11 protein-coding genes and 1 pseudogene are annotated in these 17536 nt (G+C 77.0%); 2 read left to right on the top strand and 10 right to left on the bottom strand.

Features of this window, described 5'->3' with window-relative positions:
- Nucleotides 1-15: 15 nt before the first annotated feature.
- The 5 genes from IPO09_01490 to IPO09_01470 form a co-directional block, all read right to left on the bottom strand.
- Nucleotides 16-1053 carry a hypothetical protein gene (locus IPO09_01490; protein MBK9516024.1) on the bottom strand — a complete coding sequence of 346 codons (1038 nt, stop codon included), beginning with the start codon at nucleotides 1051-1053 and terminating at the stop codon, nucleotides 16-18.
- Nucleotides 1054-1146: 93 nt separating this feature from the next.
- Nucleotides 1147-1896 (bottom strand): hypothetical protein, encoded by a 750-nt coding sequence (locus IPO09_01485; protein ID MBK9516023.1) that lies wholly within the window; start codon nucleotides 1894-1896, stop codon nucleotides 1147-1149.
- Nucleotides 1897-2070: 174 nt separating this feature from the next.
- Nucleotides 2071-3543, bottom strand: a complete 1473-nt coding sequence (locus IPO09_01480; protein MBK9516022.1) for a sigma-54-dependent Fis family transcriptional regulator — start codon at nucleotides 3541-3543, stop codon at nucleotides 2071-2073.
- On the bottom strand, nucleotides 3540-5003 hold the full coding sequence (locus tag IPO09_01475; protein ID MBK9516021.1) for a HAMP domain-containing histidine kinase: 1464 nt from the start codon (nucleotides 5001-5003) through the stop codon (nucleotides 3540-3542). The genes IPO09_01480 and IPO09_01475 overlap by 4 nt, the downstream gene beginning before the upstream one ends.
- A 10-nt stretch (nucleotides 5004-5013) precedes the next feature.
- The gene (locus IPO09_01470) at nucleotides 5014-7896 is read right to left on the bottom strand and encodes a beta-propeller domain-containing protein (protein ID MBK9516020.1); all 2883 of its coding nucleotides are present in this window, start codon (nucleotides 7894-7896) and stop codon (nucleotides 5014-5016) included.
- Between the two features lie 199 nt (nucleotides 7897-8095).
- Between IPO09_01470 and IPO09_01465 the strand changes: the two genes are divergently transcribed.
- Both IPO09_01465 and IPO09_01460 read left to right on the top strand, forming a co-directional pair.
- A complete protein-coding gene (locus IPO09_01465) occupies nucleotides 8096-9430 on the top strand; it encodes a metallopeptidase family protein (protein ID MBK9516019.1) in 1335 nt (444 codons plus the stop codon).
- Nucleotides 9431-9483: 53 nt separating this feature from the next.
- Nucleotides 9484-10911 (top strand): peptidase S41, encoded by a 1428-nt coding sequence (locus IPO09_01460; protein MBK9516018.1) that lies wholly within the window; start codon nucleotides 9484-9486, stop codon nucleotides 10909-10911.
- A gap of 3 nt (nucleotides 10912-10914) precedes the next feature.
- On the opposite strand, the pseudogene glgA reads toward IPO09_01460, so the two are convergent.
- The 5 genes and pseudogenes from glgA to IPO09_01435 form a co-directional block, all read right to left on the bottom strand.
- A pseudogene (gene glgA, locus IPO09_01455) lies at nucleotides 10915-12346 on the bottom strand (glycogen synthase GlgA).
- 20 nt (nucleotides 12347-12366) lie between these two features.
- Nucleotides 12367-13368: a DUF4931 domain-containing protein gene (locus IPO09_01450; protein MBK9516017.1), complete on the bottom strand. Its 1002-nt coding sequence runs from the start codon at nucleotides 13366-13368 to the stop codon at nucleotides 12367-12369.
- A 9-nt stretch (nucleotides 13369-13377) separates the two neighbouring features.
- Complete coding sequence (locus tag IPO09_01445; protein ID MBK9516016.1) at nucleotides 13378-14541, bottom strand: MFS transporter; 1164 nt, start codon at nucleotides 14539-14541, stop codon at nucleotides 13378-13380.
- A 117-nt stretch (nucleotides 14542-14658) separates the two neighbouring features.
- Nucleotides 14659-16839, bottom strand: a complete 2181-nt coding sequence (locus tag IPO09_01440; GenBank protein ID MBK9516015.1) for a glycoside hydrolase — start codon at nucleotides 16837-16839, stop codon at nucleotides 14659-14661.
- A 20-nt stretch (nucleotides 16840-16859) separates the two neighbouring features.
- Nucleotides 16860-17426 (bottom strand): PilZ domain-containing protein, encoded by a 567-nt coding sequence (locus IPO09_01435; protein ID MBK9516014.1) that lies wholly within the window; start codon nucleotides 17424-17426, stop codon nucleotides 16860-16862.
- Between the last annotated feature and the right edge of the window lie 110 nt (nucleotides 17427-17536).

Here is a 17536-nt window from a genome sequence, read left to right as displayed (position 1 = left end):
GGTCCGGGCCAGGGCTCACCAGGCGGCGGCGCGCCAGCCCAGCGCCAGGGTGGCCACGGCGCGGCGGAAGCCGGGTACCTCGGCGCTGCCGTCCGCGTGGTACCAGGCCAGCACCAGCGCCACCTCGAGCGGCCCGGCCAGCGGCCGGGAGAGGCGCGCCTCCACGGTGTCGAGCGCCTCCTGCCCCTCCGCCAGCCGCTGGCTGGCCGGCAGCAGCAGGGGATCCGGCCAGTGGGTCCACTGCAGCGCCAGGCGGGCCGCCAGCGTGAGCTCGGCCGGCAGGCGGGCCGCGGCGCTGGCGGTGAGCCGGTGGCGCTCGAAGTCCCCACCCCGGGCGTCGGAGCGGTTCACCGTCAGGGCCCAGCCGGCCGAGAGCAGCGCCGCGCCGCGCCAGCTCCAGTCGAGGCCGAGGAGCAGCGCCCGGTCGGTGCGGCTGGGCGAGGCCGGGGCGCCGAGCGCGGCCCAGCCCGGGAAGCCGGCCAGGCTGGCCCCGAGGGCGGCGCCCAGCCGGTGGGCCTCCGCGGGCGCGGCCGAGAGGCGCAGCCAGCCCTCCGGCCCGGACGAGCGGAACGGGCGCAGCGAAGGCTCGCGAGGCACGAAGAGCGACCAGCCGGCCGCCAGCGCGCCGCCCCAGGCGGCGCGCCCTGCGGCCAGCGAGGCCTCGGCCCGCAGCGCGTGGCGATCGAGCAGGCCGGACCGCTCGCGGTAGTCGGTGGCGGCGCCGCTGGCCGCCAGGGCCAGGCCGGCGCCGAGCTCCCAGCGGGCCGCCCCCTCCAGCCGCGAGGCCAGCGCGTCGGCGCCCTCGGCGGTGGGGTAGAGCCGGCCCGCCTCGGTGAGCGAGAGCGCGGCCCGCCGCCCCTCGCCCTCCAGCTTCAGGCGGGCCCGGCCGAGCAGGGAGGTGAAGCCGCGCGCCGCGCCGTCGGTCCCGGCCAGCCGGGCCGGGTTGGTGTCGGCGCCGCCGCCCGCCTCCAGCCACAGGTCGAGCTCGCCCTCGGCGCGCGCGGCGGGCGCCAGGGCGAGCAGCGCGACCAGGATCGCGGCGAGGCGGGGCACGCCGCGGGAGGCTAGCACGCGCCGTTCGTGCCGGCGGGCGCGCCGGGCAGCCGATTCACTCGGGCCAGGCACGCCGCCGCCGGCGCCGCGGCCTCACCGCGCCCCGTCGGCCGCCTTGGCCTCGGCCTCCAGCGCCTCGGCCTGCCGGCGCAGCCCCTCGACCGAGCGGACCAGCTCGGCGCGGCGCCGCTCCAGGGCGCGCGGCTCCTCGGCGCCGGTGAGCCCCGCGACCCCGCCCGGGGCCGGCGCGGCGCGCAGCTCGGACGCCGCCGTGGCAGGGCTCGCCAACGGCCCGCCCACGGCGGCCCCGACCTCGCCGGGGCCGACCGGCAGGCTGCCCGGCCCGGGCGGCGGCCCGTCGGTGGCGGCCTGGCGCAGGCCGCCCCGCGAGGTGACCCCGTCGGCGAAGAGGTCGGAGGCGGCCCCCAGGGCCTCCAGCCCCTCGCTGAGCGCGGCACGGCGGCGCGCCTCGGCCAGCGCTCCCTCCAGCCGGACCAGCGCCGCGGCCTGCTTGTCGGCCCGGTCGCGCAGGGCGTCGGCCCGCTCGCGCAGCTCGCCTGCGTCGGGACCGGGGGGCGCCGGCCCCGGCCCGGCCGGTGTGGCCAGCCGCTCCAGCCGGGCGGCCAGCGCCTGCGCCTGCGCCAGCAGCCGCTCCAGCTCCGCGCCGGCGCCGCGGCCGGCCGCGGCCTCGCGCTTCAGGAGCTCGATGCGCGGCGCCAGCGACGAGAGCTCGGCCTGGAGCGCCGCCCGGTCCTCGGCGACGGCCGCCACGGCCAGCCCCGGCGAGGCCAGGGCGGCGAGGGCGAGCGCCAGGAGCGCGACGCGGTGGAGGGCGCGGGTCATCACCCCGGGAGGAGAGCAAGGCGCGTGCCGCGGCGGGGCCTGGAAAAGCCCCGTGGTGGCGCGGGCCCCTGGCTCGCGCCGGGCCGGCCGGGCGCGGAACTCCGAGCGGAGCCTCGGAAATCCGAGGGGGCCACCGTCGGGCGCCCGGGGCGCCGTCCCGCGGCCCGGCCGCACCTAGCGCCCCTCCCGCTCGCCCGGCCCCGGCTGGCGCGCCGGACCATCCTCCGGCCCGTCACCGCCGGCCGCGCCGCCGGGCCGGTCGGCCGGACCGACGCCGCCGATGCCGTACTTCTCCAGCTTGTAGTAGAGCGCCGAGGGCTTCACGCCGAGCAGCCGCGCCGCCTCGGCCTTGACGCCGCGGGCCCGCGAGAAGGCGTCGGCCACCAGCTGCCGCTCGATGTCGTCGAGCAGGTCCGGCAGCGGCCGGTCGCCGCTGGGCACCGGCAGCGCGGCCGGGGCGTCGCGCAGCGCCGCCGGCAGGTCGGCGGCCCGCACCAGCGGCCCCTCGGCGAAGACCATGGCCTGCTGCACGGCGTTCTCCAGCTCGCGCACGTTGCCCGGCCAGGGGTGGCGCTCCAGCAGCGCCAGGGCCTCCGGCTCGAGGCCGTCCAGCCGGCGCCCCAGCCGGCCGGCGTGCTTGGCCAGGAAGTGGGCCGCCAGCGCCGCCACGTCGCCCGGCCGGGAGCGGAGGGGCGGCAGCGAGAGCGGCACCACCGCCAGGCGGTAGTAGAGGTCCTCGCGGAAGGCCCCGGCCGCGGCCCGGGCCTTGAGGTCCCGGTTGGTGGCCGAGACCAGCCGCACGTCCACCTCCAGGGTCTCCTCGCCGCCCACCCGCTCGAAGCGCCGCTCCTGCAGCACCCGCAGCAGCTTGACCTGCAGCGGGGGCGGCAGCTCGCCCACCTCGTCGAGGAACAGGGTGCCGCCGTCGGCCAGCTCGAAGCGGCCGATCTTGCGGCGGGTGGCGCCGGTGAAGGAGCCCTTCTCGTGGCCGAAGAGCTCGCTCTCCAGCAGCCCCTCCGGCAGCGCGGCGCAGGAGACCGGCACGAAGGGCCGCTCGCGGCGGCGGCTCTCGGCGTGGATGGCCCGCGCCACCAGCTCCTTGCCGGTGCCCGACTCGCCCAGCACCAGCACGGTGGCGTCGGTGGGCGCCACCTTGCGCACCAGCTCGCGCACCCGGGCCAGCGCCTCCGACCCGCCCACCAGCCCGAGCGGCCCGGCGTCGCGGGCCCGGTCCTCGTCGAGCGCCGCCGCCCGGGCGTGGGCGTCGCGGGCCCCGCGCCGCTCGCGGGCGATCTCGGCCGCCTTCTCCACCCGGGCCGCCAGCAGCTCCGGCGGGAAGGGCTTCTCCACGAAGTCGATGGCCCCGGCGCGCATGGCCTCCACCGCGGCCGGCACGCTGCCGTGGGCGGTCACCACCAGCACGGTGGCCTCCGGGTCGAGCTCGCGCAGGCGCCGCACCACCTCCAGGCCGTCCACCGGCACCATGCGCAGGTCGGTGACCACCACGTCGGCGTGGCGCCTGGCGTAGGCCGCCACCGCCTCGGCGCCGCCCTTCACGCCGCGCACCTCGTAGCCCAGCCGGGTCAGGGTGAGGACCATCCCCTCGCGCATGGCATCGCTGTCGTCGGCCACCAGCACGCGGATCATGCCGGGACCTTACCCTGGCCGCCGGCGCGGGCGGTGGGGCCGGGCGCCGCCGGGCCGGCCGGGCCGGGGCCCGTCGGGACGGTCAGCCGGGCCTCGGTGCCGCCGCCGGCCCGATCGCACAGGACGAGCCCGCCGCCGTGGGCCAGCGCCACCTTGCGGGCCAGCGCCAGGCCGAGCCCGGTGCCCCGCTCGCGGGTGGTGGTGAAGGGCTCGAAGAGGCGCGCCCGCACCGCCGCCGGCAGCCCGGGGCCGCGGTCGCGCACCGAGAGGGCCGCCTCCGCGCCGCCGGCCGGCGCCGCCACCTCCAGCTCCACCGCCGCCCCCGGCGGCGAGGCCTCCAGGGCGTTGCGCACCAGGTTGAGCGCGGCCCGGCGCAGCTGGTGGCGGTCGGCCAGCAGGGTCCCGGCGCCGGCGGCGGCCAGCGCCACCCCGCGCTCGGCGGCCAGCGGGCGGCACAGCTCCGCCACCTCCTCGGCCAGCCAGGCCCCGTCCACCGGCTCCAGGTCGGGGGCCCGGGTGCGGGCGAAGTCGAGGAACTCCTCCACCAGCCGCGACAGCGCCGCGAGCTCCCCCTGCAGGCGCGCCAGGTGGGCCGCCTCCGGGCGCCCCTCGAGGTCGGCCTGCAGCGCCCCGGCGTAGAGCGCCATGGCGCCCAGCGGGTTGCGCACCTCGTGGGCGATGCCGGCCAGCATCACCTCGCGCTCCCGGTCGCGGGCCCTGAGCGCCAGCCGGGTCTCCTCCAGGGTGCGGCGCAGGGTGGCCACCTCGCCGCGCGCGCCCACCTCGGGCAGCGGCGAGTCGAGGTCGCCCTCGCCCATGCGCCGCGCCGCGCCGGCCAGCGCGTGCAGCGGCCGGGTCACCGAGTGGGCCGCCACCACCGCCGCCGCGGCGCCCAGCACCGCGCCGCCCAGGGCCAGCAGGAGCAGCAGGGCCCGGAAGTCGCGCAGGGTGGCGAAGGACGGGGCGGTGCCCTCGGCGGCCACCAGCGCCACCACCCGGCCGCCCTCCAGGAGCGGCGCGTACCCGGTCTTGGTGAGGTGGCCGCCCTGCCCCTCGAAGAGCCGCTGGCTGGCGGTGGCCTGGCCGGCCGCCACCCGCTCGAGCTCGAAGCGGTCCAGCTCCAGCGCCGGCACCGGGGCGCCGATGGCGTGGCGCCCCTCCGAGTCGCCCAGGGCGGTGCGGTCGAGGCGCGCCACCGTGAGCCGGGTGCCGGTGGCCCGGGCCAGCGCCGTGAGCCGGGTGCGCAGGTGGCCGGCGGTGCGGGTCCCCTCGTCGCCGGGGACCAGCGCCGCCACCCGCTCGGCCGGCAGCGCCGCCGCCGCGGCCTGGGCCACCGCGGTGAGCCGCGCCCCCAGCTCCTCCTCCAGGGCGCGCCGGGCCAGCCGGTCGCCCAGGAGCGCCATCAGCACCAGGGAGAAGAGGGCCGGCAGCGCGGCGGCGAGGGCGAAGCGGAGGCGCACGCTGGCGAGGCTACCTCGCCAGCTCCACCATGGGCACGCCGTAGGGGCCGGACGGCAGCCAGGCCAGGCCGTCGCCCACCACCACGTCCTGCACCCAGCCGTTGGTCCGGTGGAAGGCCTCGAAGGCCGGCCGGGCCGGGCTGGAGAGGTCGTAGACCAGCAGCCCCTGGTCCTGCCACCCGGCCTGCAGGAAGAGCTTCCCGCCGGCCGCCTTGGCCAGCCAGGCCCAGGCGCCGTCCACCCGCTGCGAGCTCCTGACCGCCATGGCGTCGAGGTCCACCGCCGAGAGGCGGGTCACCGAGGCGCCGGCGCTCCAGTCGGAGGTGGCCACCCAGGCATAGCCACCCTCGCGGGCCGCGCCCGACGGGTAGCCGGGCAGCTCGACGCTGCCGCGCAGGCGGGCCGCGCCGCGCGGGGTGAGGGTGAGGCCGTGCACCCAGGTGCGCACCGTCTCCCCGGTCCACTCCGACTCGAGCGTGGTCAGGTCGCGCCCGTCGGCCGAGGCCGCGAAGAGCACGCCGGGCACGTTCACCTTGGCCAGCAGCTGCGGGTTGCTGGGATCGGTGAGGTCGATGCGGTCCACGTAGTAGCGCCCCATGGCGGCGCCGCTGGCCGGCAGGGCCAGGTCGCCGCCCCACTCGAAGTGGGTCAGCCAGAGGAAGTTGCCGCTGGCGGTGAGCCCCCAGGACCAGGCGCCGTCGGGGATGGTCACCACCGCGGCGCGGGCCGGGTGGTCGGGATCCGACAGGTCGTAGACGTGCACCGAGTCGATGGGGTTGCAGGGATAGGAGACACAGGTGACGTAGGTGAGCCGGTGGATGGCCAGCGCGCTCCCCACCAGCGCCGCCTCGTCGCCGTAGCCCCACCAGCCGGGGGAGAAGCCGGCCGTCTCGCCGGAGGTCAGGTCGAGCCTGCCGCGCGGCGTCGGGTGGAGCGGGTCGGAGAGGTCCACCGCCTGCAGCCAGCCCGCGCCGCTCCTCCAGTCGCGCGCCAGCAGCCAGGTGATGCTGCCCAGCTGGAACATGCGGGCCGAGGGGGCCTTCACGGTCAGCCGCGCCAGCGGCACGGCCGCGTCCGGGTCGCGCTGCTCGGTGACCACCAGCTCGGTGTCGCCGCGCGACCAGTCGCCGGACAGCTCCACCAGCTTGCCGTTGACCGGCGCCACCGCGTTGACCGGGCGGGCCAGGTCGAGGCGGGCCAGCTCCACCGGCGCCGAGCGGTTGGTGGCGTCGATGGTCTGCAGGGCCTGGTCGGAGAAGGCCACCAGCCTGGCGCCGGCCGCGTCGGCCGGGAAGGCCCGGGACGGCGCGCCCGGGTGGGAGAGGAAGCCGCGCAGGGTGAGCGCGTCGCGGCCCAGGTCGATGAGCTGGGTCCCGCCGGTGGAGGTCCAGCTCAGCGGGTCCCAGCCGAGCAGCGGCACCAGCACCAGGCCGATGCCGGCCGGGGGCGGGTCGAACACCAGGAAGGCCTTGCGCAGGTCGTCGGCGCTGGCGTTCACCTGGCCGAAGGCGCCGCCGAAGGTGACGCGGGAGAGCAGGGTCGGGGCCGAGAGGTCGGCCACGTCGATGAGCGAGGCGGCCAGCTGGAAGGTGGTGCCGGCCTCGCCGGTGTGGCCCAGCGCCACCAGCCGGTCGCCGCGCGGCTCGATGAAGTCGAGCTGGCCGGGCATGGTCAGCTCGGCGGCCAGCCGCGGCGCGGCGGGATCGGTGGTGTCCACCACCCAGAGCGGGTCGATGCGCATGGCCGTCACCAGGTAGACGCGCGCCCCGTCGAAGCGCGCGGCGGTGAGCGACTCCTGCACCGGGATGAAGAGGCGCGAGAGCGGCGCCACCTCGGCGGGCGTGGGGGAGCGCCACAGCTGCACGGCCGCGCCGGTGTTCCCGCCGGCGTCCGCCACGGCGCGGAACAGGTCGGTGGCGCCGTCGTAGTCCATGCCCCAGCGGTCGCGGACCGTGCCGGCCATGGCGAAGGTGGCCCCCTCGGCCAGGTCGCCGGCCGGATCCGAGCTGTCCACCACCTTGAACTCGGTGACCGGGCCCCAGGTGGTGGTCGGGTCCATCTGCCAGCCGGCGAAGGAGAGGGTGATCCGCTCGCTGGTCACGTTGGCGTGCACGTCCCAGCCGCTGGCGGTGAACTCCAGCCGGTCGACCGGCGCCGGGTGGGCCGGGTCGGAGAGGTCGAAGCTGGCCACGTACACGGTGTCCTGGCCGGGCGCCACCAGCGAGGCCTGCACCGGCGCGCCCAGCGACGCGGCCGGCCCCACCGCCACCGGGCCGACCCAGTCGTACCACCACCAGCGGCGCGACACGGCGTAGAGCACGTCGCCCACCAGGCGCGACTCCTCCACCTGGCCGTCGATGGCGAGCTCGCCGGTGACCACCGGGGCGGCCGGGTCGGAGACGTCCACGCTCACCAGGCGCGAGCCGCGGGTGGGGCGGGTCGAGCCGTCGGTGGCCACCACGTAGGCGAAGGCGTCGCTCACCAGCAGGTGGGCGGTGGTGCCGCGCACGTACAGGTCCACCGGCGTGCCCACCACCGGGACGCGGCCCACCAGGCGCGGGTGCGAGAGGTCGGCGAGGTCCACCACCTGCAGGCCGCGGTAGGCGTTGAGCACCAGCAGCCTGGAGCCGAGCCGGGCGTAGATGTCGGCCTCCTCGATGGTGCGCGTCGAGGTGGCGTTGCCGGTGGCGGCGCCCGGGGCGGCCGGGGCCGGGGCGCCCACCGGGGAGGTGCCCGAGTCCTCGCCGGCCAGGCTGCCGCGCGAGCCGCCGGGCGCCTGGGAGGTGAAGCGCTCGGTGCCGGTGTCGTGCGGGCCGTCGGAGGCGGGGCCGCCGGAGCAGGCGGCGGCGCCGGTGGTCAGGAGGAGTGCGAGGGCCAGTCGGGTCGAGGTCATGGTGGTCTCCGAGGCGGAAGGCACCGTGGAGAGGAGCACTCGCCGTGCCACCGCCAAGCACCTGGACACACTTGGATCATTGGATCGCAGGTGGCGGAAAAGCGAGGGGCGGGCTCGGAAAACCGAGGGTCCCCCGGCGGCGGCGGGGGCGGTCTGGTTTGTCCCGGCCTCGCCCGCCGTGGCACCCTCCTGGGCGTCCATGCCCGCCCGCCTCGCCGCCCTGCTGGGGGTCCTCGCCTGCGCCGCGCTCTCGCCCGGGTGCAAGCGCTCCACCCCCGAGCCCGGCGCCGGCGCCGCACCGGCGGCCGCGGCCGCTCCCGGCCCCTCCGCTCCACCGGCCACCGCCGCCGCGACCTCCCCGACGAGCGCCCCCACGACCTCTCCGGCCGGCGCCGCCGGCAGCGCGCCAGCCGGCCCGGAGGCGGCCACCATCGGCCCATTCCCCCACCCGCCGGTCCGCCCGCCCTTCCGCTGCGTCGAGGACGCCGCCCTCACCACCGGCGCGCTGGTGCGCGAGGCGGAGGCGGCGCTGGCGGACGGCAGGCACGAGCGGGCCCTCGGCTGCGCCGACGAGGCGCTGCGGGCCGACCCGCGGCTGGTGCGGGCCCTGACGGCGCGCGGCGAGGCGCTGGCCACCGCCCGGCGCGCCCCCGAGGCCCAGCTGGCCCTGGCGCGGGCGCTGGCCATCGATCCCGACGACCCCTGGGCGCTGGCCGCCGCGGCCGACCTGTACGTGCGCGGGCTGGGCGGCGCCCACGACGCCCTGGCCGCCGGCCTGGAGCAGGCGCTGCGCGGCCTGCGCGCCCTGACCCGCGTGCCGCGCCGCGACCCCGACCTGGCCCAGCGCCTGGAGCTGTCCGCCGCGGCCGCCCTGAACGACCTGGGCCGGGCCGCCGAGGCGCTGCCCCACGCCGACCGGGCCGTGGCCCTGCGCCGCACCGAGCCCGCCGCGCTCTCCGAGCGGGGCTTCGCCCTCTTCGAGCTGTGCCGCTTCGAGGAGGCCCGCCTGGCCTTCGAGGCCGCGCTGGCCCTGGCGCCGGAGGATCCCTGGGCGCTGCACCAGCTCGGCCTGCTGGCGGAGCGGCGCGGCGACGAGGCCGGGGCCGCCGGGCTCCTGGCCCGGGCGCGGGCCGCCGCGCCCGCCGAGTTCCCGCCCGAGGTGACCGTGAGCGGGGAGTCCTTCCGCGCCGAGGTGGCGAAGGCGGTGGCCGGGCTCTCCGAGGTGGACCGGAGGGCCCTGGCCGGGGTGCCGGTGCAGGTGGCCGACCTGCCCGCGCTCGACGACCTCACCTTCGGCGACCCGCCGCTCTCGCCCTCCATCCTGGGGCTCTTCCGCGGGCCGCCGCTCGGCGAGGCCTGCCACCCGGAGGACGGCGACCCGTGCCGCTCCATCGTCCTGTACCGCAAGAACCTGGCCCGCTTCGCCCACGACCGGGCCGAGCTGGACCGGCAGGTGCGGGTGACCTTGACCCACGAGCTCGGCCACCTGCGCGGCGAGGACGACGGGGCGCTGCGCGACCGCGGCCTGGAGTGAGCCGGCGGGGCCGGCCGGCGTTACACTCCCGCCACCCCAGGAGGAGCCCCGCCATGTTCGCCCCCTCGCGCCCCGCGCCCTCGCCGCGCCTCGCCGTCCTGGCGCTCGTGCCCGCCCTGGCCCTCGCCCTCTCCGGCTGCTCCAGGAAGGCCGACTGCTCCGACGCCACCACCAAGGCCTCGGTGCTGGCCACGGCCCGGGACTGGTACCTCTTCGACGACCTCATCCCCGCCGCCGGCCTCGACCCCGCCGACCCGACCCAGTCGCCGCAGGACTTCCTCGACCAGCTCACCGCCGAGGCCCGGGCCCAGGGCAAGGACCGCGGCTTCAGCTACCTGACCACCCGGGCCGAGAGCAGCCAGTTCTTCGTGGAGGGGACCAGCCAGGGCTACGGGCTCGGCCTGCGCCAGGTGGGCGGCACCCGGCTGCTCCTCACCCAGGTGTTCGGCGGCTCGCCCGCGGCCCTGGCCGGCTTCGCCCGCGGCGACGAGCTGCTGGCCATCTCGCCCACCCTGGGCGGGCTCGACCTGCTGGAGAACCAGGTGGCCACGCTGCTGCCGGCCGGCCTGCTCGGACAGGCCCTGAGCTCCGGCGTGGCCGGCACCACCCGCAGCTTCCGCGTGCGGCGCGCCGACGGCGCCCTGGCGGTGCGCACCGCCACCACCGCCACCTACTCGCTCGACCCGGTGCCGGACGCGGCCGCCCCGCTGATCCTCGACCGCGGCGCCGCCGGCAAGGTCGGCTACCTCATGCTGCGCACCTTCGTGGGCACGGCCGACCCGCTGCTCCGGCAGGCGGCGGCGGCCTTCCGGGCGGCCGGGGTCACCGAGCTCGTCATCGACCTGCGCTACAACGGCGGCGGCCGCATCGACGTGGCGGAGACCTTCCTCGACCTGCTGCGCGCCGCGCCCGGCTCGGCCGACGTGATGTTCCGCTTCAGGTACAACGCCCGGCACGCCGCGGCGGAGGAGTCGGCGTTCTTCCGGCCCCTGCCCCAGTCGCTCCCCCTCACCCGGGTGGCCTTCATCGTCACGGGCGGCAGCGCCTCGGCCTCCGAGCTGCTGGTGAACTCCCTGCAGCCCTACCTGCCGGTGGCCCTGATCGGCGAGCGCACCTACGGCAAGCCGGTGGGGCAGTTCGGCTTCGAGGAGCCCGACTGCCCGACGCTGCTCTACCTCATCTCCTTCCAGCTGCTGAACCGGGACGGCGCCGGCGACTACTTCCAGGGGCTGCCCGACGCGGCCTTCACCGGCGCCTCCTGCGCCGCCGAGGACGACCTCGGCCACCCCACCGGCGACGCCGCCGAGGCCTCCACCGCCGCGGCGCTGCAGTGGCTGGCCGACGGCACCTGCCCGGCCGGGCCCATCCCGGACCCGGCGCCGGCGGCGGCCTCGCGGCTCCTCGAGGGCCGGGGGCCGGCCGGCTTCCCCGAGGTGGCGGCGCCGTCGCTCGTGCAGCGCCACCTGCCGGGGGTCTTCTAGCGCCTAGGCCACCAGCGCGTCGTAGAGCGCCTCGTAGCGCGCCGCGCTCCGCCCCCAGGAGTGGTCGAGCGCCATGCCGCGCTTCAGCATGGCGTTCCAGGCGCGCTTGTCGCGGAAGAGCTCCTCGGCCCGGCGCAGCGCGCCCAGCATGGCGCGCGGGTCGTAGTCGGCGAAGGTGAAGCCGGTGCCCTGCTTCCAGCCGTCGAAGTCCTGCACCGTGTCGGCCAGGCCGCCCACCCGGCGCACCACCGGCACCGTGCCGTAGCGCAGCGAGTAGAGCTGGTTGAGGCCGCAGGGCTCGAAGCGGCTGGGCATGAGGAAGGCGTCGGCGCCGGCCTCGATGCGGTGGGCCAGCCCCTCGTCGAAGCCGATGCGCGCCGCCAGCCGGTCCGGGTTGGCCCGCGCCGCCTCGGCGAAGGCCTGCTCCCAGTCGCGCCGCCCGCTGCCCAGCAGCACCAGCTGCAGGTCGCGGCGCAGGAGCTCGGGCAGCGCCGCCAGCACCAGGTCGATGCCCTTCTGGTCGGCCAGCCGCCCCACCATGGCCACCAGCGGCAGGTCGGCGCGCGGCGGCAGCCCCAGCTCGCGCTGCAGGGCCTCCTTGCAGGCGTGCTTGCCGGCCACCTTGCCGGCGTCGAAGTGGGCCGGCAGGTGCGGGTCGCGGGCCGGGTCCCACTCGTCGAGGTCGATGCCGTTGAGGATGCCGGTGAGGTCCCGCTGCCGGTGGCGCAGCAGGCCGTCGAGCCCCTCGCCCCCCTCCGGCGTGGTGATCTCGCGGGCGTAGCCGGGCCGAGACGGTGGTGATGGCGTCGGCGAAGACCAGCCCGGCCTTCATGAAGTTGAGCCGGTCGTGGAACTCCATGGCGTCGAAGCGGAAGACGTCCCAGGGCAGGCCCAGCGCCGGCAGGACCTCCTTCCGGAAGACCCCCTGGTAGGCCAGGTTGTGGATGGTGAAGACCGAGCGCACCGCGCCCAGCAGCGGGTCGTCGCGCCGCTCGTGGCGCAGCAGCCAGGCGCACAGGGCGGTCTGCCAGTCGTTGAGGTGCAGGATGCGCGGCCGGTGCCCGAAGGCGGCCGGCACCTCCAGCGCGGCGCGGCACAGCCAGGCGAAGCGTTCGGCGTTGTCACCGTACTCGTGGTGCGGGTCGCCGTAGAGGCCGGGGCGCGAGCCGAAGAAGTGCTCGTGCTCCACCAGGTAGTGGGCCAGCCGGCCGCGGCGCCGCTCCCACACCGTGGCGGCCTCGCCGCGCACCCGCACCGCCCGGTGGCGCGCCACGAAGCCGTGGCGGGCCGCGTCGATGCCGCCGTAGCGGGGCGAGACCACCGCCACGCCGTGCCCGCGGGAGGCCAGGGCCGCCGGCAGGGCGCCGGCCACGTCGCCGAGCCCGCCGGACTTGGAGAGCGGGGCCACCTCGGAGGCGACGAAGAGCAGCTCCATCGGGGGCGCCGGACCGCCGGCTAGGCCACCACCTTGCGGAGGAACTCGGCGGCCTCCTCGGGCGGCACCGGGTTGATGTGGAAGCCGGAGCCCCACTCGAACCCGGCCACCTGCGTCAACGCCGGCATGACCTCGATGTGCCAGTGGTAGCTGGGGGTGGGCAGGTCGCGCAGCGGGTTGGAGTGCACGATGAAGTTGTAGGGCGGGTCGCCCAGCGCCACGGCCAGCCGGCGCAGGGTGGTGCGCAGCGCCTGGGCGCACTGGCCCAGCCGCTCCTTGGGCTCGGCCTCGTAGTTGGACTCGTGCCGCTTGGGCACGATCCAGGTCTCGAAGGGGCTGCGCGGCGCCCACGGGGTGAAGACCAGGAACTCCTCGTTCTCGAAGACCAGCCGCGAGCGGTCCTTGCGCTCCTGGCTGACGATGTCGCAGAAGATGCAGCGCTCGCGGTGCTCGAAGTGGCGGCGCGCCCCGTCGATCTCGTCCTGCACCTGGCGCGGCGTGATGGGCAGCGCGATGAGCTGGGAGTGCGGGTGCTCCAGCGAGGCGCCGGCCGGGGCGCCGTAGTTCTTGAAGAGCAGGATGTAGCGGAAGCGCAGGTCGTTGCGCAGGTCCAGCATGCGGGCCTTGAAGGCGAACAGGACCTCGGTGAGCTCCTGCTCGGAGAGGTCCTTCATGAGCCGGTCGTGCTCGGGGGTCTCGATGACCACCTCGTGCGCCCCCACCCCGTTCATCAGGTCGTAGATGCCGTCGGCCTTGCGGTCGAGGTCCCCCTCGATCTTGAGCGCCGGGAAGCGGTTGGGCACCACCCGCACCTTCCAGCCCGGGGCGTTGGGCGGCGCCGAGGGCGGCCGGCCGGTGACGTAGACCTCGCGCGGGGTCTTGTCCTCGTGGCCCGGGCAGAAGGGGCACAGGCCGGAGGCGGGGCCGGGGGCCGGCCGGACGAAGTCGGAGGGCTTCTTGGCCCGGTCGGTGGCGATGATGACCCAGCGGCCGACGATGGGGTCCCTGCGGAGCTCGGGCATGTGTCGATCCTACCTCGCCTCGTCGGGCGCCGGGCGCGCCCGCATGGTCAGGCCGATGAGCGCGGAGACCAGCATGAGGACCGCCCCGCCCACGTAGGGCCAGGCGTGCGACGCCACCGGCGCGTGCGCGTAGCTGGCGGTGCCGCTGATGGGGCCGAGCACCCGGCCCAGCGCCGAGGCGGCCTGGCCGACCCCCAGGGTGCCGCCCTGGGCCTCGGCCCGGGACATGCGGGAGAGCAGCGCCGAGAGCGCCGGCGAGGTGAGCCCGCTGCCGATGGCCAGCGGCGCCGAGGCCACCGCCAGCTCGATGAAGCCGGGCGACAGCCAGCCGGGCAGGGCCGCGTCGGCCGGGAACCAGCCGTGGGCGAAGGGCAGCCAGAGGAGCGAGCCGGCCTGCATGGTGGCCCCGATGATCAGCAGCCGCCGCTCGCCGAGGGCGCGCGTCAGCGGGCCGATCAGGCCGCCCTGCACGATCACCACGAACACCCCGATGACCAGGAAGGAGAGCATCACCCCGCGGTGGTCGAGGCCGTAGTAGGCCTCCGCCAGGAAGGCGTAGGTGGCCTCCATGGCGCTGAAGGCCCCGGTGACCAGGAAGAAGATCACCAGCAGGCGGCGGATGCCGGGGCGGGTCAGCGCCTCCAGCAGCGCGCCCATGCGGTGCTTCAGCTCGGCGCCGGCCTGGCTGCGGGCGGCCGGCTCCGGCAGGAGGAACCAGGCCCCCACCAGGTTGACCGCCGAGAGCCCGGCCGCGGCCAGGCCGGGCCAGGCCAGCGAGTAGCCGGAGAGCCAGGCGCCGATGGCGGGGCCGAAGACGAAGCCCAGGCCGAAGGCCGCGCCGATGACGCCCATGCCCTTGGCGCGCCCCTCCGGCGTGGTCACGTCGGCCACGTAGGCCTGGGCGATGGCGATGTTGGCGGTGGCGGCGCCGGCGAAGAGGCGCGAGGCCAGCAGCCAGGCGAAGGTGGGCGCCAGCGCGTAGCCCAGGAAGGCCACGCCGGTCATGGCGATGGAGAGGAGCAGGACGGGGCGTCGGCCGATGCGGTCGGAGAGCACGCCCCACACCGGCGCGAACCCCAGCTGCATGAGCGAGAAGCCGGTCGAGAGCCAGCCGGTGGACCACTCGGCCGCGCCCAGGTGCTTGGCGTAGAGGGCCATCACCGGGATGACCATCCCGAAGCCGAGCAGGTCGACGAAGACGACGAGGAAGAGGACGCCCAGGGCCGAGCGGCCCCGGGCTGCGGACAGTGGCTTCACGGCGGCGCAGCATACCCGAGATGGCCCCGGGACCTACACGCGCCAGTTGACGCCCTCGAAGTCGGCGTCCGGCGCCGCCAGGTTGACGAACCCGTACCGCGGCAGCCGCTCCACCTCGACCATGGAGCGCAGCACGTGCAGCGCCAGCGCCACCTTGTCGCCCGGCCCCACGCCGAGGGCGGCGAAGGGGATGGAGATCTCCAGCACCTCCTGGAAGGCCGCCTGGCCGGCCTCGCGGCCGCCCGGGGCGCGGCCGGCGCGCACCTGGCCGTCCGGCAGGATCTCGAAGTCCACCTCCACCTGCCGGTCGCGGGCCAGGACCTCGACGCGCACGTGGTTGCCCACCTCGGCGGCGCGGCCGGGCGACTCGGCCGGGTCGAGCCGGAGGTGCAGCGCGGAGAGGTCGAAGCCGAAGCGCAGCAGGGCGAAGGCCTGGGCCCCGCCGTACATCGAGCCGCGGGTCTGTCCCGGCCGGTAGAGGCCGGAGCCCTGCCACTCGTAGAAGTCGGTCTCGCGGCCGTCCAGGATGGGCGTCAGGAGCAGGGTGGGCTCGCGCAGCGGCTTGGCCTCGGCCGAGAGCGAGGTGCTCACCACGTGCTTGATGGGCTCGAGCGCCTCGGCCGGCGGGCTGGCGCCGGCCAGCAGCGCCGCCTGCACCACGTGGCCGCGGAAGAGCGCGTCGAACTCCGCCAGCTGCTCGGAGCCGAAGTCGTCGCCGTACCACCAGAACCAGTCGGAGCCCTCGGCCGCGTAGCAGTGGCGGGTGGCCCGGGCCAGCCGCGCCGGGTCGGTGGCGCCGGCCTGCGCGGCGGCCGCCACCGCGTCGCGCGCCTTGCCCAGCGCCGTCCAGCCCTGGCGGTCCTCGTGGTGGCCGATCCAGATGCGGTAGGAGGCCTCGATCCAGGAGCCGGAGTGGATGCGCGCCACCGCCGGGCCGGGCGCGTCCTTCACCGCGTCGCCCACCGTGGTGGTGGTGACCCCGGGCGAGGACTCGAGGGCGCCGTAGAAGGTGTCGAGGAAGGCCAGCCCGGAGCCGTCGTAGTGCTCCCAGGCGTTCTCGCCGTCGAGGAAGACGCCCACCGTGGCCGGCCCCTGCTGGCCGTCGCGCGCCCAGGCGTCGCCGATGGCCTGGACCCGGTTGAGGAAGTCGGCCACCGCCTCCTTGGCCACGGCGCGCGCGTAGGTGAAGCCGATCAGGTCGGAGAGCGGCCGGTCGCGGAACAGCATGCCCAGCTCGCGCCCCGGCCCGGCGGCGACGCGCCAGGGGCGGTAGAGCGAGCGCAGCCGGGTGGCGTCGGGCGGCAGCGAGTGCAGCAGCACGCCCTCGTCCGAGGCGGCCCAGCCCACCCCCTCGGAGGCCAGCACCTCGAGCGCCTCGGGCGAGACCGAGCCCTCGGCGGGCCACATGCCGGCCGGCGGCGCGCCGAAGCGGGCGGCGTGGCTGGTCATGGCCTCGCGCACGTGCCAGCGGGCGTCCTCCGGGCGCTGGAAGCGCGGCGGCAGCTGCAGGCCGGGCAGGGCCCGGCGGGCCGCGTCGGTGTCGCAGACCAGCGGCAGGATGGGGTGGTAGTAGGGCGTGCTGGAGAGCTCCACCTGGCCGCGCTCGGCCAGCGCCTTCCAGCGCGGCACCACCTGCTCCATGAGGCGCCGCTGGGCCGCCAGCAGGTACTCCACGTCGGCCTGCTCGAAGTTCTGGCCCTTGACCCGCAGCGCCGCCAGGCCGGGGTCGTCGTGCAGGCCGCCGAAGCCGACCCAGGCCAGGTTGAAGAGCACCTGCAGGTCGGTCAGCTCCTGCTCGGTGAAGGCCCGGGCGGCGCGCGGCAGGTCCACCAGGCGCAGGTCGCGGCCGCGCCGGTGCAGGAGCTCCCAGTAGCGCGGCAGCGGGCGGATCATGGTCTCCCAGTCGACCATGAAGAACTGGCGCAGCACCGCCTCCCGCTCGTCGAGCGAGAGGTCGGCCGAGGGGCGGGCGGTCAGGTCCAGGAAGCGGTCGCGGGCCACGCCGCTGACGTAGTCCTCCAGCTGCTCCAGCAGCACCGGCGTGAAGTTGACGGTGCAGCGCACGCCCGGGTGGCGGTCCAGGATCCACGCCATGTCGTAGTAGGCGCGGGTGGCGTGCAGCCGCACCCAGGGCATCAGGTACTCGCCGGTCTCCGGCTCCCGGTAGAGCGGCTGGTGCATGTGCCAGAGCAGGGCCAGCCGGACCGGGGTCATGGTCTCCTCGGGAGCCTGGGTCAGCGGCCGCGCGGCCGGCGCGGGGCCGCGGCGGGGCGGGCGGGCGAGGGCGGCGCCGGGCCGCGGCGCGGCGTGGCGGGCGGGGCGCCCGAGGCGATGGAGGCCGGGCCACCCTCGCGGCGCACCTTCCACTCCTCCCAGAGGTTCAGCACCAGCGCCACGTCGTCCAGCGGCAGGTCGCGGCCCAGGTGCGGGAACTCGGCCAGCAGCGCGGCGTGGAAGGCCTGGTAGCCGGCCGGCGTGAAGTAGCGCAGCAGCGCCTCGCGGCCGCGGGCGTCCAGCTCCAGGAACTCGATCCCCAGGCCGGTCTCCAGCTCGGGGTGGCCGTGGCCCACCACGTGGGCCACCCGGGAACGGACCGCCAGCGGCCCGGCCGGCAGCCGCAGCTCGGCGTAGAGCGCCATCCCCTCCGGCAGGAGGAAGCCGGAGGAGACGAAGACCCCGCCCAGCCCCAGGTTGCGCGAGGTGAAGGAGGCCTCGAAGCGGAGCCCGCCGGCGCCCGGGACGAAGAGCCGGACCGGCAGCTCGATCTCGATCCTCTCGTACCGGCGGTTGGCTTCGCTCACGGGGCCGGAAGATAACACCGAGCCTTCGGGTGCGACAGGGAGGATGCGGCCCGGCCCGGGCGCCTGGGCGCCACCTGGGCAGCCGGACGGCGAGGCGCCCGCCGGCTGCC

This window comes from Anaeromyxobacter sp., assembly GCA_016718565.1.
Lineage (GTDB): Bacteria > Myxococcota > Myxococcia > Myxococcales > Anaeromyxobacteraceae > JADKCZ01.
This window is presented reverse-complemented; position numbering and strand designations above follow the sequence as displayed.

What these genes read in the sequence shown, in the direction of transcription:
- IPO09_01485 (MBK9516023.1), bottom strand. Translation starts at nt 1,896, where the DNA reads ATGACCCGCGCCCTCCACCGCGTCGCGCTCCTGGCGCTCGCCCTCGCC.
- IPO09_01480 (MBK9516022.1), bottom strand. Translation starts at nt 3,543, where the DNA reads ATGATCCGCGTGCTGGTGGCCGACGACAGCGATGCCATGCGCGAGGGG.
- IPO09_01470 (MBK9516020.1), bottom strand. Translation starts at nt 7,896, where the DNA reads ATGACCTCGACCCGACTGGCCCTCGCACTCCTCCTGACCACCGGCGCC.
- IPO09_01465 (MBK9516019.1), top strand. Translation starts at nt 8,096, where the DNA reads ATGCCCGCCCGCCTCGCCGCCCTGCTGGGGGTCCTCGCCTGCGCCGCG.
- IPO09_01460 (MBK9516018.1), top strand. Translation starts at nt 9,484, where the DNA reads ATGTTCGCCCCCTCGCGCCCCGCGCCCTCGCCGCGCCTCGCCGTCCTG.
- IPO09_01450 (MBK9516017.1), bottom strand. Translation starts at nt 13,368, where the DNA reads ATGCCCGAGCTCCGCAGGGACCCCATCGTCGGCCGCTGGGTCATCATC.
- IPO09_01445 (MBK9516016.1), bottom strand. Translation starts at nt 14,541, where the DNA reads ATGGTCATCCCGGTGATGGCCCTCTACGCCAAGCACCTGGGCGCGGCC.
- IPO09_01440 (MBK9516015.1), bottom strand. Translation starts at nt 16,839, where the DNA reads ATGACCCCGGTCCGGCTGGCCCTGCTCTGGCACATGCACCAGCCGCTC.